The 15,828-nt window shown below is 61.9% G+C and carries 12 protein-coding genes; 7 read left to right on the top strand and 5 right to left on the bottom strand.

The window, feature by feature from the left end; all coding sequences use genetic code 11:
• Positions 1-25: 25 nt before the first annotated feature.
• The 5 genes from DXD39_RS06240 to bilR form a co-directional block, all read right to left on the bottom strand.
• Positions 26-970: a hypothetical protein gene (locus DXD39_RS06240; protein WP_117803499.1), complete on the bottom strand. Its 945-nt coding sequence runs from the start codon at positions 968-970 to the stop codon at positions 26-28.
• 14 nt (positions 971-984) lie between these two features.
• A complete protein-coding gene (locus tag DXD39_RS06235; RefSeq protein ID WP_117803498.1) occupies positions 985-1,824 on the bottom strand; it encodes a hypothetical protein in 840 nt (279 codons plus the stop codon).
• Positions 1,825-2,883, bottom strand: coding sequence for a hypothetical protein (locus tag DXD39_RS06230; protein WP_117803497.1), 1,059 nt, complete (start codon positions 2,881-2,883; stop codon positions 1,825-1,827).
• A gap of 276 nt (positions 2,884-3,159) precedes the next feature.
• Positions 3,160-4,464: an ATP-binding protein gene (locus DXD39_RS06225; RefSeq protein WP_117803496.1), complete on the bottom strand. Its 1,305-nt coding sequence runs from the start codon at positions 4,462-4,464 to the stop codon at positions 3,160-3,162.
• 256 nt (positions 4,465-4,720) lie between these two features.
• Positions 4,721-6,751, bottom strand: coding sequence for a bilirubin reductase, long form (bilR, locus tag DXD39_RS06220; protein ID WP_233541126.1), 2,031 nt, complete (start codon positions 6,749-6,751; stop codon positions 4,721-4,723).
• A gap of 735 nt (positions 6,752-7,486) precedes the next feature.
• Here bilR and DXD39_RS06215 point away from each other — a divergent pair.
• The 7 genes from DXD39_RS06215 to DXD39_RS06185 all read left to right on the top strand — a co-directional run bounded on the left by DXD39_RS06215 (position 7,487) and on the right by DXD39_RS06185 (position 15,759).
• Positions 7,487-8,743, top strand: coding sequence for a site-specific integrase (locus DXD39_RS06215; RefSeq protein ID WP_117646182.1), 1,257 nt, complete (start codon positions 7,487-7,489; stop codon positions 8,741-8,743).
• A gap of 1,596 nt (positions 8,744-10,339) precedes the next feature.
• Complete coding sequence (locus DXD39_RS06210; protein WP_117646180.1) at positions 10,340-10,549, top strand: hypothetical protein; 210 nt, start codon at positions 10,340-10,342, stop codon at positions 10,547-10,549.
• Positions 10,542-11,408 carry a DnaB-like helicase C-terminal domain-containing protein gene (locus DXD39_RS06205; RefSeq protein ID WP_117646179.1) on the top strand — a complete coding sequence of 289 codons (867 nt, stop codon included), beginning with the start codon at positions 10,542-10,544 and terminating at the stop codon, positions 11,406-11,408. The genes DXD39_RS06210 and DXD39_RS06205 overlap by 8 nt, the downstream gene beginning before the upstream one ends.
• Before the next feature lie 48 nt (positions 11,409-11,456).
• Positions 11,457-11,939 carry a hypothetical protein gene (locus tag DXD39_RS06200; RefSeq protein WP_117646178.1) on the top strand — a complete coding sequence of 161 codons (483 nt, stop codon included), beginning with the start codon at positions 11,457-11,459 and terminating at the stop codon, positions 11,937-11,939.
• Positions 11,940-11,997: 58 nt separating this feature from the next.
• Positions 11,998-12,456, top strand: coding sequence for a hypothetical protein (locus DXD39_RS06195; RefSeq protein ID WP_117803494.1), 459 nt, complete (start codon positions 11,998-12,000; stop codon positions 12,454-12,456).
• Positions 12,449-13,804: a hypothetical protein gene (locus DXD39_RS06190; protein ID WP_117803493.1), complete on the top strand. Its 1,356-nt coding sequence runs from the start codon at positions 12,449-12,451 to the stop codon at positions 13,802-13,804. The genes DXD39_RS06195 and DXD39_RS06190 overlap by 8 nt, the downstream gene beginning before the upstream one ends.
• Positions 13,801-15,759 (top strand): type IV secretory system conjugative DNA transfer family protein, encoded by a 1,959-nt coding sequence (locus DXD39_RS06185; RefSeq protein WP_117803492.1) that lies wholly within the window; start codon positions 13,801-13,803, stop codon positions 15,757-15,759. Before DXD39_RS06190 ends, DXD39_RS06185 begins: the two co-directional genes overlap by 4 nt.
• Positions 15,760-15,828: the final 69 nt, after the last annotated feature.

Below are 15,828 nucleotides of genomic sequence, written 5' to 3'. Positions count from 1 at the left end.
TATCCTAAAAACTCCGCTTCCAGAGTTATTGAGTCTCCGTCGTGCCCGTCAGGGTAGTTCCGCTCACGCTAATGCCCAGGTCACCCCAGCCACCGGGCGTTTTGCCGTCCGCTCGGTAAAAGTTGACGACCATCGAACCCGGCTCCATGGTGAACGTAGCCTTGCGAGCTGCAGCATCCACCGTCGCGCCATGGTTGGTCTCGAAGAACGGATCGATCTCCACGTTCTCCCCCCACGTGAGCGTGACGTTTGCCGGTGCGCCCGTAACCGTCACACGGTAGTTGTACGCAGCGTAATCAGCAAACTTGCCAGCCTCATCAACCAGCGCGCCCTCAACCGCAGCGGTTTTGACCTCGGCCTTCTTTGACGGCACGACTTTCGCCGCCAGACAGGTGAGCTCGGTGCCGGGGCTCTCCTTCGAAACAACCATGGCCTTAATCACAAAGTAGGCATGTCCCAACTTGTCCTCAGGAAAGGTCACGGTGTAATCGTTCTTGGTAGGCTGATTCTCCGGAAGCTTGACGTTTCCGGCGGGTTGGGGCGCATAGCTCCACGTGGCACCATCGAGCCCATACCCCTCGACCGTCAAGGTATACGTCACGTTTTTATCGTTGCAGAAGTTGCTGTTGCTCAGCAAATAGTTATAGATGCTAAAGGTGAAGCTGCACTGCTTGTTGTTGGGATATACCGTAACGGAGCGCTGGGCGCGGTCGAGCTCGTCGTTGCCAGGCGCACTCATATAGCCCGTGAGCAGGTCGCTCGCAAACAGGCTCTGCGCGGTGCCCGTTGCGGCGACGGACTTTAGAAATCCGTTGGCGGTGTAGGCGGAATAGGTAAAGTAACCACCCGTCACGAGCGCCACGGCGCAAGCAAGTGCGATTGCTGCCACAACCAGCTTATTCTTGGCTAGGCTCTTGCTTTTTGCCAGCTGCTCGCGCTCGGCATCCTGCTGCTTCTCTCGCTTCTCCATGTGCGCCCCCTCTCCTACTTACCGCTCGTGTTGCGCGCGATCAGGTAGATCACATCGGTCTCTTTGGCGCTCTCGTCCCACGAAAGCTTGATGATAAAGTTGAGCGTGTCATTGTCAGTCGAGCCGTCGAGCGTCTTAGCGTTGAGTTCGCTCTTGCCGAATTTCTTGTATCGGTAGAGCGGGCGCGCGTTGCGCTGGACGTTTTGATAGTCCTTGAACGTAGGGTCGCTTGCGCCCTCGCCCGGCACGGCTGCCAGACCGTCGTTCTCCTTGTTGATATATTCGAAGCTCGTAAGCAGGTTCTCTCCGGTTGCTTTCCAGCTATAAGATTTGCCGTCTGCGGTACCGCTCACGTCGGGCGTCTGGAGCGCAGACGTGTTCTCGGCTCTGTACAGCTCAATAGTGAGACCTGTAATGTTGGTCGTATTCGCGAGTTGCAGCTCAAAACCGTCACCGCCCGTTTGCACGCAAAACGCGCGCTTGAGCGTCACCGTGTTGCCAGTCTTGGTATCGCCGTATTCGGGGTTGTAGCTCAGGTCGATCTGCTCTGTTGCCGTAGCGTTGGGGCCCAGCACTTTGAGCTCTGCCGGCTCCTTGATCTTGCCGACGGTGGAGCCGCGATTGGCATCGACGAACCATCCGAGCGTCAATCCCAGCAACACGAGAAGCACGGTAAGCAAGCCCATGATGGCAAGGGATTCGCGACGGTGGCCGCTCACCCAAGCCTTGATACGCTCGATGCGGCCAGCCGGACGCGCTTCGCCGTGCGAGCCGAACCCGTTGCCGCCGGGGTTTGCCGCTCCTTCGTTGTGTTTGATATCGCCCTGCTCGCGGGCATTAAGCTGCTCGTCCATTTATTTATCCGCCTCCTTGGCGGTAAAGCGCACGCGAATGTACTTGACGTTCTTGCCGATAATCTCGTCGGCGTTGTTGTAATAATTGGCGCAGGTTTCCACATCCGCAGAGGACATGCCGGCTCCGACAGGCGGAACCGCGCTAGGCGCCTGACCTGGCACGCTCGTGCTATCGGCGCGGAAATAGCACGCGTGGTTATTGTTGATGTCGCCGACGAGGGTCGTGTATCCCCCCTCGTCGCCTGTGTTAGCGAAAAGGTTGCCACCGTAGCCGGCGTTGCCCGTGCGAACATAGCTCTTGAACTGCTCCGGCCAAATCCAGTAGAGGGTTTTGGTGACGGTTTCGGTCGTATTGTTTGAGCCCTCAGCACGAAAGCTCTTCGCCGGAATGGTAAAGCTCTGTGTGATGACGGTGACGCTCGCTCCGTCCTGGGTCACCGTGGTTGTCGTGGGAACCAGCGGATTGGAGTAAAAGCCAGAGGTGTCTTTGCCCTGGAAAACCAAGATATGGCCGCGCACCAGATTTTTAAGCGAGTTGATGATCTCTTCATTTTTCGATGCGTCCGTAGCAGTGCCGTCCGTGCCCGCAACGCTCGTCTGGACAGAAATCTCCCAGGTCATCTCCACCGTAATATCGTGCAGGTCGTTGCAGAGCGGCTTGACGTTGAGCTGAAGCTGGCCCGCCGACCCCGGAGAAAGACTGCCATCGGCACTCATGTTATTGAGGTTGAAAAGATTGTTCACGGCAAGGCTTGTACTGTCCGACGCGTAGTTGTCCTGGGCGTCGTACTTACCTGCCGTGCCGCCCTGCGTTCCCGAGAGCACAAACCGTGGGCCCTTCGCCCCGATCGTACTCCCCGTGGCACTCACTCGGTTATTCGCGGCAAACCAGGCCAGGCATGCAAAGATGGCAACGATGGCGGCCAGCACAAACAGACCGCTCACCAGGAAATCCTTCCAGAAATCCTTGAGGGTCCGCGCGTGCTCGTCGGCAGCTTGGCGGTACTCGGCCGCCGTCTTGTGCTGCCGGAGCTCGCTATGTCGGTCCATGCCACTCATCGCTTGCGTTTGCCCTGCTAGCGGGCGTGCCATCCTTTCCGCTTGGTCGCGATCAATCCGTTGCTCGTAGGCATAGAATTCAGGCAGAATACAACACCATACGATAAGGTAAAAGAATAGCATTGACCTGCGGTTTGCTCCACAGCGCAAGCCTTAATGATGTCTTAAAGATTACGAATAGCAGCTTCTTCCATATGCCAAGGACATGGTGCAAACAAACCTGACCACTTGCACCAATCCGCAGCACCGGGCAGCGGGCACACGGCGTGCCGCCCCTTAACACCCCAACGCGCGCACGGGTATCGCGTAGATACCGTCCTCGACCTCGCGGGCGTACTCACCCACCCCCACAATCACGGCCATAAACTCCGGTTCGCGTGTGCGTGAACGAGGATTTCCACAGACCTTCTTGCGAACGCGCTTGAGGCTCTCGACGCCGGCGCTCGCTTTATCTTCACTCACCTTAATCTCAAAGGCGGCCCACCGTCCGTCGGCTAGCTGCACGATAGCATCGCACTCAAGGCCCGAATCGTCGCGATAATAGCGCACGGGCGTGCTATCCAGCAGGTCGAGCGAACGTGCGTAGACCGAAAGGTCGCGTATGACCAAATTCTCAAACACCAGACCAAATGTCTGCCAGTCGGCAAGCAGCGCCTGCAAGGACATACCTAGCAAGGCGCAAGCAAGGCTCGGATCTGCCAGATAGCGCTTGGGCTTGACGGTAAAGCGTCGTTTGTCGCGCGCGGCGGGAACCCAACCGGGGACCTCCTCGAGAATGAACATGCCTTTGAGGGCATCCAGGTACCTACGCACCTTGGTCTCGTCGGCAAACGCTGCGGGCTCCTCCTCGGCACCGAACATATCCATAAGAATCGTTTTATACGTGGTTGCCTGTCCCAGATTGCGCGCGATCGATGCAGAGACTCGACGAGCAATATCGGGGTCGAGACCGACCGCCGGAAAGCTGCTCGAAAACGTGGTGTTGAGATATTCGCGGGCGATGAGCTGGGCGTCAGCCGAAACCATATCGATCGCCTCGGGCCAGCCGCCGCGGCAAGCGGCTTCGACAAGCCCCGGTGTATCGCCATTGCACCGACAGGGCTCAAAACGATGCTCAAACAAGCCCGCCAGGCTCACCTTGCCGTTGGACTCGCCTGTCTCGGCAAGCGTCATGGGGTGCATGCGGACGCGGCCGATGCGGCCGGCTCCACTATGCGCGGGCGCCTCCCCCTTTGAGCCAAACGCAGGCGTGGCGGAACCCGTGAGGATATAGGCGCCGCGCGCACCCCGGGTGCGGTCAACCTCGTGTCTAACGTAGTCCCAAATTTGGGGAACGCGCTGCCACTCATCGATAATATGCGGACGGTCTCCCAGCAACATCATCGCCGGGTCGGCACGCGCGAGGTCGAGATTCTCGTCGACATACGAGACGGACGCCCCATGCTCAAGCGCGGCCCACGTCTTGCCACACCACTTGGTGCCTGCAATCTCGACCGCGCCAAAGACGTGAAGGTAGCGCTCGATTTGCGCATCCACGATACGTGGGATGTATCCGTCCCGATGTAGCCTCTCACCTGCCATGAGCCACCCCCGCAGATTTCCAGGTCCTGCTTTCTGATTCTTCTATTCCACTGTAGCAAATTCGGATTTTCGGGTAGTTGCGATTCGGATTTTCGTGTTCACATAGTTCGGATTTTCATGTTCTAAGGATTCGGATTTTCGGGTGCTCAAGATTCGGATTTTCTGAACCCGCTGATCAGGGACACTCTATTGGCAAAAAGGCGGGGAGCACCGATACGGCACTCCCCGCCCACTCAATACGCGATAGCTTTCTTGCTTAGAGCTCGTTGGCCGCGTGATACGCCGTGCGAATGGCGCTCGCAATATCGGCGGTACGCTCGCCCGAGCAGTCGCCCACGCAGGTCACGGGCACCGTCACGCCGTCCAGGTCAAACGCGTTGGCCTTGGAGCCCACGGCCATCACCACGTAATCGCAGGCGATCTTCACCGGCTCCTCGGCGCCGTCCTCGGTGGTGCGAATGGCCTCCACGCCCTCGTCGGTAATGGCGGTCAGGCGGGTCTTCACGTGCTGCTCCACGTTGTGCTCGGCAAAATCGCTCATGATCAGTGGCAGAATGGTCTCGGACTCGCCCGCGGCAATCTTGTCGAGCATCTCCACGATCGCCACCTCGCAGCCGTGCTGCAGCAGGTACTCGGCAGTCTCGGTGCCCACCAGGCCACCGCCAATGACGGCGACGCGGCCCGTAAGCTCCACCTTGCCGGCCAGCACGTCCCAACTCGAGACGACCTTGTCCGAATCGGCACCCGGAACGGGGATGACCACGTCGTGCGCGCCCACGGCCACAATCGCAGCGTCGGCGGCGTTGAGGTCCGCGGGGCTAGCGGCATGGTTGAGCTCAACCTTCACGCCCAGGCCGGGCAGAATCTTCTCGTAGTACTCGACCGAGCGCATGATCTCGTCCTTGCGCGGGGGCGCGGCCGCCAGCACAATCTGACCGCCCAGATGATCGCTCGCCTCGTAGACGGTCACGTCGTAGCCGCGCTTGGCCGCCACGCGCGCGGCCTCCAGGCCGGCAATACCGCCGCCCACCACGGCAATCTTCTTGTCGCCCTCGCCCGGCTTAATAGCGATGGTCGCCTCGTCGCCGTTCTCGGCATTGAGCACGCACGAGATGTACTGGCGGTTTTGAATCGCATCGACGCAACCCTTGTTGCAGTTGAGGCACTCGCGGATGGGCTCACCCGTGGCGGCCTTGAGCGCAATGTCGGGGTCGCACATGAGCGAGCGGCCGTACGCGACGATGTCGGCCGAACCGTCCTCCAGGATCTTCTCGCCGGCCTCAACCGAGACAACGCGGCCGACGGTTGCCACCGGCACAGAGACCAGGGCCTTGACGCGCTCGGCCACGGGCAGCGTCCAGTTGTAGGGCATGGCGCCCATGGGCGGAATGGTGTCGCCCATGTTACCGGTGTGGTTGGCCTGCGCGACCTGGATCATGTCGATGCCCGCGCCCTCGAGCAGCTTGGCAAACTCGCAGGCCTCGTCGGGCTGCAGACCGCCCTTGCCGCGCGGCGTGCCGTCGGGGTTCTCCATGATCACGGGGAGCTTGTACTCCACCATCAGCTGCGGCGCGGCCTCCTTAATGGCGGCGACGACCTCGAGCGCATAGCGAACGCGGTTCTCGAACGAGCCACCGTACTCGTCGGTACGCTTGTTGAGGATGGCAGAGCACAGCGAACCCACCAGGCGGTCGCCGTGGACCTCGATGGCATCGATCCCAGCCTGCTGTGCGCGGGCGGCCGAGGCGGCGATGGCCTCCTTGATCTGGGTGAGTTGCTCCACGGTGGCCTCGTTCACAAAGTGCTGCATGTCGTGGTGCAGCTTGGCGTAGGCCTGCTTGCGGATCTCGTTGGACTCGGCCATTTTGGCGGCAAAGGTCTCCTCGTCGCCGGCGGCCTTGGCCTCCTGCGCAGCTTTTGCAGCGGCCATGGAGCCCATGACCATGCGGCCGACGCCGGGCACGTCATACTCGGGGTGGAACAGCTGCAGCGCGACCTTGGCGCCGTGCTTGTGAACAGCGTCGGCCAGGGCCTTAAACGTGGGGATCTGGGTGTCGGTCGCCAACTTGGGCGTGGGGCTTGCGGTCATAACGGGAGCAACGTCGCCGATGACGATGTAGCTCACGCCGCCACGGGCCAGGCGCTCGTAAAAAGCCAGGCTGCGCTCGCCGATGGAACCGTCGCGCTCCTCGTAGCCGGTGGTCAGCGGCGGGAACATAATGCGGTTTTTGAGCTCAAGGGGGCCAACCGTAATGGGCTGGAGCAGCTTGGATGCAGGTGCGGTCATGGACATTCCTCTCTTGTAGGCGCGGCGGCGATGATGCCGCGTAGTTGTCTAGAGGATATGGCATGGGAGCACAGTGGCGCAACGGAAATCGGCGAATATCAGGTGGCGGCAGGTGGATGGGGCGGGGCGACCCGTCGGTTTGTCTCAATCTGTAACAGTTACTTGGCAAAACCGGGTCTTACTGTTACAGATCGAGACAAACGGGACCCGTCTGCAAGAAAATCTCGATCTGTAACAACAACTCGGCAAAATCCGTCCCTCGTGTTACAGATTTAGACAAACGGAGACCGTCCTGCCGAAACATCTCAATCTGTAACACCTAGCCGCCCAAATCGGGTCTAGATGTTACAGATCGAGATTTTGTTTGAGATGTTGGGAATTGGGCTGAGAGAACAGTCCCGGAATAACAAAAAAGCTCGCCGGCTAGGCCGACGAGCTGCAAGTTCTTGGTCGCGGGGGCAGGATTTGAACCTACGACCTCCGGGTTATGAGCCCGGAGTAATTACTGTTAATCATAGTAAATGAATTCTAATTATAGAAAAGAAAATAGCAGGTAGCGAGTTATTTTTGCTTGTGCTTTATTTTGATTTACAAAAAGTTTCACCCGCAATTCACCCGCAGAATTTCACTTGTGGGTGAATTTCTTTCACAATTCGGGATACGATACTCCCTGCCCGTGCCTTTAAAGGCACGGGCAGGGAGTATCGTATCAACCCCGTCAGCAGGAGACGCCCTATGGCCATCGAAAAGGGTCGCAAACCCAACACCTGGCTCATCACCTTTAACCTTCCGGAAAAGGATGCCAGTGGAAAATATAAGCGTGCACCCAAGCGAACCATACACGGGCTTAAATCGGATGCCAAAAAGGAACTTGCCCGTTACCGGGTCGAATACGAAAGCGGGCAGGCAGCTGGGTCGAAAAATACAGTCGCAAGCTATTCGAGCAAGTTCCACGCCCAACATAAGTTGAACTCACCCCTCGCCTACGACCGGGAGGCCTTGGAAATCAAAAAGATCGAAAGGCTATTCCGTGGCGTAGCACTCACATCCCTGACTCCTTCGAGGATCCGCAATGCATATTCGGCAGAACGTGCAAGGCGTGCAGTATGGACGGAAGGGTGCGGAGACGAAAGGCCCCTTTCAGAAAACGGCCTCTACAAGGTCCATGTCAAACTAAGACAGGTGCTTAAACAGGCATACCGAGATGGGGAAATCCCCAGCAATCCCGCCGATATGGTCGATTTTCCAAAACCGCCTCAGGAGAACAAAAGAAATAGCCTCACCCTCTCTGAGGCCCGACGGTTCAGAAAGGCCATCCTACGCAAAATTGAGACAGAGGGGGACGCAAAATACGTCGGGATCCTCATCATCCTCGGAACGGGCTGCCGTCGCGGAGAGATGCTGGGGCTAAGCTGGGGTGATATTGATTTCGCCAGCAATACCATTACGTTTTATAACCAATACGCAAAGGACAAAGTCCTTCGTAATCCCAAAATGAGCTCAGCGGGCCGACGCGTCTGCATGGACGATACCCTGGCACGAATTCTTGCTGTCTGGAAAAACAGCCAACGCCTCAACCTGGAGCATATCAACGGCCTTCGCCTGAAGCATTCCATGGAGCCTTTGGCTCTGGACAGCCTCATGCCGGTCGTTAACGGAAAATACGGGCAGAGGATTGACCCCGACGGTTTTGACAAGTTCTTCCGCAACTTCTGCGTCGACAACGGATGGGGCGAATATACGAAGGACGTCGTCACCAAAACCTATGGTGGGAGAACCTTCACGCGGGGAAAGGGTTATCAGGGCCTAACGGTCCATGAGCTTCGGCACACCGTCGCTAGCCTTCTCGTTGCCGAGGGCCTGGACGTCAAGACCGTTCAGACCCAGCTTGGCCACAAGTCTGCCTCGACCACGCTCAACATCTACGCCCATGCCTTCGAGGAGCGTTCCCGCGAGGCCGGTAACACCATCGGCCGCCTGCTGAACGGGTAAGCATGCATTAGCTACGAGATATCCGTCGCCCTTGATCGCTTTTAGGTTATTACTCCGCTTGCTTTCTGCGAGATATGCAAGCGCACGATCGATCTCCGATATTTCAAACATACCCTCGAGGGGCTGTTTGTAAATTAAATCGCGCGCCCGAACGATATCGCCAACGTTGCAGTTGGTCTTAACCGCCTCAGCCACCAGAGAGCGAGCCTTCCGCTTCCTGTTCTTGTCGTCCTCGTCTTTGCGTACCTTGCACTCCTTCACGGGATCGAGCTTGCAGTACTTCATATTGCTAGGCTCCGGAATGAAGGCACGCCCGCAATAAGGACAGATGCGGATTGTTCCATGGGAAAGGTGGGAGGCAAACCCCGCCCACAACCTTTCCAGAGTAGAGTTATAGGTCACGGCAGCACACTTGTCGACCAACCTCGTCATCACGGCATGAGTGCCATGACAGCCGATAGTGCTATCGAGAATCCCGCGAAGCAGCGCCGTTGCGATCTCGGCCAGCCTTTCGTCTTCCATCATGAAACGCGGCGTGATATCCGTGAACGGCGCAGCTTCGAACCTCGGGTCAATAAAGTCAGCTGCCATCTGGGTTTTAAGCCTGGTGATGCCGTCCCCTGTTTTCAACTCGCAGGTAATATACGAGCCCGCCCCATTAAGCCCGATCAGACGCGAAACGCCATCGGTTTGGTCGATGACGGCACTCCCGTGAACGGCAACTTGCGCCCCCATGTCTGTGGTAGCGATATGGCCAGACTCGAGCCAGAAGGATTCCTGCGAGGCGCGTTCCAGGAGTTCAGCATATGCAGGGGTGAGCCCGTCATCGATTAAATGAGAACACGTCCACATCGAAAACTGGCTTCCGTCGGCTTTGGATGCAATCGCTTCGGAGAAATGAAGATCGTCAAGAAGAGGAACCGCATCGCGCCCATCCTTGAGGAACGCGACAAGCCTGCTCGCGAACAGAGCAAAGCCGGCAGCGGCAACCCATTCCGCGATGGGCTCCCTGACCACATCTCCATCGACATAACCGACTTGATCGCCATATAGCCCAAAGAGCGGCCCCACGCGCTTCGCGAGCCGTAGCAGGCTTCCGTCGTCGCGCAAACAGTACTGCCCGTCTTTATGGCGAATCATCCGCATGCCGTCGTCGGGCCCCGCCAAGAGATATGGCGGCCAATCGGCACTCTCGGGATACCTCTCTTTATGCTTGTTGTCGACTAGGTCCGCGAGGGCGACGAAACAATCCGCATCGTCGACAGTAAGCCTTCCCCTTTCGGCAATCTTATGCTGAGACATCCCTGTCGACTTATCCCAATCGTCCGCATCTTTAAGCGGCCTCGCCCCCTTCGCCCATATCGGCGCATCCAAATCGGTCGAACGGAAGCCGAACACAAGGCATCCGTCAGCAAGACTGCCTTCGACGCGGACATCAAAGTCACCCTTAAATTGTCCAGTCGTCCCATCTAGCTGCATAAAGATAATCCAATCACGTTGTCCGCGGAGTTACCCCCTCTTTTCGCTGAAGCAATCACGGGAAACTACAGTCAGCTCGAGCACAGCACTTATACCCACGAATAGAAGGGAGCTGCCATGGTCAATCAAGTCGCCCATCGTGACGGCCCGCTTTATTGGTCGACCGATCGCGTCATGGCGGAGCTGGGCGTCAGCCGCCCTACGGCTTACAAGTTGATGCACGCCTCCGGCGCGTGCATCAAGGCCATGCGCCATATCCGCGTGTACGCGCCCAGCTTCATCGCTTACGTCAACTCGATTAACGACAAGGAGAGCCACGATGCCTAGCCCCAACCATCCCCCCGCCGTGCCCCCGGCCTTCCGCGGCGGCATCCGTCCCCTGCTCGACTGCCTCGATGCCGTCTTCATTGGTACCGACGGCCGCGTTACCTTCGAGCCCGCTCCGCTCAGCGCCGAGCTCAACGGACTCGGTGAGGAGCTCGTGCTCCTCACCGGCGTCGCCGGCGGCGGCAAGACGGACCTGATCTTGAACATGGGCCTCTCCATGGCGCGTCACCGTCACGTGGTGATCGCCAGCTACGAGATCGCCCGCGCGGCCTGCGTCCGTCGCATCCTTCCTGCCGCGTCATGTCTCATCCCCGGTGGCACACCGCTCACCGAGGCCGACTTCGCCGACGAGAGCAAGCGTGAGGTCGTCGATGACACTGTCGCGGCCGTCCGCGCCATCTCAGACAACCTCATCATCGTTGACGATCTCACGATGGACGACGTGCGCGGCCACAGCATCGAGTGCCTCACCGAGGCAGTGCACGCCATCGCCATCCGCGATGGCATCCCGCCGGCGGTGATTGTCGACTACGCCCAGCTCGTTACCGTGTCCACACCGGCATTCTCGACGACGGATATCCTCGACCGCGTGTCCTTCGGCCTCGCACAGATGGCGCATCACGAGCGCACCCCCGTCATCGCCGTCGCCATCACCGGCAAAGACGGCAGCTTCCGTGGCACCGCCAAGCTCGAGTTCGATGCGGACATCATCCTCTCGATCATGACCGACCGCGAGGATGCCGAGAACGGCAGCCGCGATCTCCATGTCGACATCAAAAAGAACCGCAACGGCGCCGCGGGCGGCCGCGTCGACCTGACGTACTGGCCTGCGTACCACCATTTCGCCGCCACCGAATAGCAATCTGCGGGGCGCAAATGCGCCCCGCTCAACCCCAAGGAGTATCACATGAGCACCATCAAGAGCAGCAACAAGATCGTCCAGAAGGGCTACGGCCTTCCTCTTGTTTTCGATATCGCTAACCGCCGTTACACCTACCGTGCCGCCGACGACCCCCGTTTCCTCAACCTCGACTCTATCGCGACCGCAAAGAGCGCTTGGGTTCTGCGCTTCAAGAACAAAATCGATGGGCTTCCGCAGGCCTATATCGTCTTTAGCCAGACCGAACGCCCGCTTGACCCCATCGAGTATCTCGCTGACATTGACGAGCTCTACGGCATCCCCGACGATGAACTCATCAAGGTCGCGGCACGTTCCTATATCGTCGACGGCTACGGTGAGGCGCATGACACCTTCTGCGATCGTTATATGCGTCGCCTTGAAGACATGGGGCAGGAACTCGGGATCTTCGCCGCAATCCCGGCCCGCTTCCTCAAAATTATCCCAAACAACACCTTCACCTACCAGACTATCGAAAACATTGACGACTAATCCGCCACGCGCCGCCGCCTACACAGGCGGCGGCCTTTTCTTTAACGGAGAAGGAAAAATGACAACGAGAAATGTCAGCGTAAAAATCGACCACAAGCTCTACACCGCCCTCAAGACGCGGGCGGAGCTCGACAACTCCAACGTCAGCGACGAGATCCGCTCGCTCCTGCGCTCGGCGCTCGCCGCGGAGGAGCTCGACCTCTACGGCAACGAGGTCGCGGGCTTCATCCGCGGCGTCGTCGACGCGCGGATGGACGTCGCCGCGCTCGACATCGAGCGCAAGCTCGACGCCACCGAGGACCGCATCGCCGCGGTCCTCTCGCGCCCCATGACCGCCGCCATCATGGCCGGCCTCATGTCGGCCGACGTCCTCAAGGCCTCCTACGCCTCGCTCGACGACGTCCCCGTCGCGGACATCTGGAAGAACTACCTCGCGCAGGCCGGCGAGCTCAGCCGCGCCGGCCTCGGCCGCATCGACGAGGTGAAGCTCCACGCGCGCGAGCGCGCCGATGGCTAGCCCGCCCGTCATCGTCAACCACTCCGTCGTCCGCGCGGGGGCGTCAGCAAGGGCGTCCGCCGCGGGCCTTGCGGCATACGCCGGCACCCGCCGCGGCGTCGTCATCGAGGTCAGCGAGGCCGACGGCAGGAGGCTCGGCGTGGACGGCATGGCCGCCTACGCCGCGAACAGGACCGGCTCGACCGGCGGCCTCTGGGGCGCGGACGGCCCGGTCCCCGTGGCGGAGGCCAGGCGCGCCATCGCCCAAAACGGCGGCGCGGTGCTCACTACCGTCGTCACGGTCCCGAACGACATCGCCCCCGGGGCCGGCCTCGACCGCCTGGACGCCTGGCAGGCGCTGGTGCGCTCCGAGTGGCCGAGGCTCTTCTCCGAGATGACCGGCGTCCCCGAGAGCCGCGTGGAGTTCTACGCGGCGATGCACGTCAACGGCACGAGCCACCACGTCCACATCCTCACGGTCGACCGCGAGGGCGACTGGGACTCCCTGCTGCCCAAGGGTAGGATGGAGGCGGCGCGGCTCGAGATCTCCTCGAAGGCCATGGCGCCGCTGCTGCGGAAGGCCTACATCGAGCGCGACCTCGCGAGGGAGGCCACGCTGGACGCCGTCGCCCGCATCGACCGAAACCGTTTCGATATCGAGCTGCCCCCGGACGGAAGGATCGAGGCCGCCCACCTCAGGCGTTTCCACCCGGAGGCCTCCGCCGAGCTGAGGGAAGCCCTCGACCGGGCGGCATCCGGCTCCCCCGAGCTCGCCGGCGCGCTGGAGCGCCACAGGAAGGCGGTCGAGAGGTGCGCCGACCTCAAGTGCCTGACCGGTGAGGCGCGGGATGTCTACACCCGCAAGGCGGCCGCCGACCTCGGCCTCCGGTGCGAGAACGCGGCGCTGCGGGTCATAGTCCCGGACAGAACGCCGGCTCGCGAGGAGGTGCCGACACGGCGCGCCGCGCCCCAAACCGGCCCCGCGACGGAGAGGCGGCGGGAAGCCGGACTCGCCACCGAGGCCCGCTCCTGCATCCCGAAGGCGCGCCTCGAAAGGATCGCGCGAAAGGTCGCGCACGGCCGGGACCTCGAACCGGCAGACCTCAGAGGGTGCCCCACGGCAGATCGGGCCTTCAGGCATGCGCCGTCGCCCGGTCCGGCCCTCGGACGGGCAGCCGCGATGGCGGCACTGGTCGCCAGGGAGACCACGCGGGACGCCGGCGGGCGCGACATGGGGGACGAGGCCGGCGAGAGGGCGCTGAGACTCATCGCCGCGACCCTGAGGGTCCTCGCCTCCGGCGGCACCGGGCCGTCGAGCGTCCGCGCGCTGAAGATAGCAAACAGGATAGAGAGGACGATCACGAGATGAAACCGAAATCCTTCAACCGCGACATGAAAAAGGAACTCGCCGGCACGCTCGCGGCCCACGGCGTCGCCGCCGTCATAGCCTGCGCCGCGACCGCCAGCGCCTGGGACTACGCCAGGTGGTGGACCCTATCCCTCATCTCGGGCCTCTCCGTCCTGCTGCGGCTGCCCACGGCCGACCCGGGCCCCGAGCCCGCCTACGTCTTCCGCGGCCCCCTCGAGGCGGCCGCCGACACGGCGGCGTCGGGCCAGGCGGGCGAGCTGCTCGCGGCGCTCGCCCTCGTCGCGGCCTCCGTCCTCGCGCTCGGATTCGTTTCTTGGGGCCGCTCATGGGCGAGACTCCACGACGGAACGTTCGCCGGCGATCGCGCGCCCACGCGCACGCACGGGGACGCCTGGCTCGAGTCGAGGCCCTCCAGGGTCGCGAGGCGCTGCCCTCCTTGGGACGGGAAGGCCGCCGCGGAGGGGCTCGTGGCGGCCGGCTGCATCGGCGGCGGGATCGCGATGGTCCCCGCCGTCCACTGCCTCATAAGGGCGGGCAGCGGCGCCGGCAAAAGCAGGCGCGCGCTGGCGCCATCAATTGCGGCTGCGATCGACCGCAACGCCCACGGGGTACCGACCTCCGTCATCGTCCACGACCCCAAGTCCGAAATCCGCGCATGGACCGAGCCGCTCGCCAGGAAGGCCGGGATGGAGGTCGTCGCCATCCGGCTCGACGAGCCCGTCAAGTCGGCGAGGCTCAACCCCCTCGACCGCGCCATCGCGGCACTCGGCGCCGAGGGCGTCGCCGGCGCCGTGGCCGAGCTCCGCGAGCTGTCGGCGGCCATCGTGCCCGACGCCTTCTCCTCGGGCCAGAGGTTCTTCACGGACGCCAGCCGCAACCTGCTGACCGGCCTCTGCCTGCTCGCGATTACGGACGGGCGGATCCCCGACGGCGCGCGGAACCTCTCGACCGTGCTCGCGCTCCTGGAGCCCCGTGACGGGAAGAGCGCCGTGAAGTCGCTGGAGGAGCTCGCCGCGGACCTGCCGGCGGGAAACCCGGCGCGCCAGTTCCTCCTCGTCGCCTCGTCGAACGGCGGCGGCGGGGAGGCCCTCGTCTCCACCGCGCGCAACTACCTCATGTCCTTCTGCGACGACAACGTCAGCCGCATGCTCTGGGGCGGCGAGGTCGACCTCGCATCGGTCGGGCGCAAGCCGACCATCCTCTACATCGCCAGCGCGGCGGACCGGGGCGACCGCGGCGCGCTCGTCTCGTGCATCTTCTCGCAGGCGCTCTCGGCGCTGCGCGAGACAGCGCGCCTGTCCGGCGGCAGGCTGCCGGCGGAGACCCTGCTCGCCATCGACGAGGGGTCCGGGATCCCCAAGATCCCCCGCCTCCTCGGCGACCTCGCGGAGGTCCGGAGCATCGGGCTGCACGTCGTCTTCGTGCTCCAGAACACCCATCTGCTCGAGGCGCGATGCGGTTACTCCAGGGCGGAGTCGGACGCGCTGCTGGCGCTGCTCGGCACCCAGGTCGTCCTCTCGGTGGAGTCCGTCGGCGAGGCGGAGGAGATCAGCAAGCGTCTCGGCGACTACAGCGTCAAGACGACCGGGCAGAGCTCCACCAAGGGGACGCAGAGCTCCTCGTCCGGCAAGTCGTTCTCCGTGGCGCGCCGGCCGCTGATCACCCCGTCAGAGCTCATGGCCTGGAGCGCGCGCGAGAACGGCGCGCTCGTGATCGACGCGGAGGGCCCGATGGCACTCGCCAGCCGCGACATCACCGAGACGTTCCTGGGACCGCTGCTCGGCATGACGTCGCCGGAGGCCGAGGGCGCGCTGCTCGCGCGGGCGCTCGAGGGGGAGGTCCGGAACACCTCCCCGGCACCGGTGTGGCGCATCCCGGAGAAGCCGAAAAAGCCCAAGGGGTCGCCGTCCGGCGGCAGGAAGCGCAAGGTATCCGCCGCGCCCGACGGGTTCTGATGCGTCATACGGCCCTGCCTGCGAAAACGGCCCGCCGTCATACGGCGCGCGAGGCGCGTATGACGGCGG

It is taken from the genome of Collinsella sp. TM04-29 (assembly GCF_003466565.1).
In the GTDB taxonomy this organism is placed as follows: domain Bacteria; phylum Actinomycetota; class Coriobacteriia; order Coriobacteriales; family Coriobacteriaceae; genus Collinsella.
The sequence above is the reverse complement of the archived record's forward strand: the minus strand, read 5'-3'. Positions and strand labels throughout refer to the sequence as shown.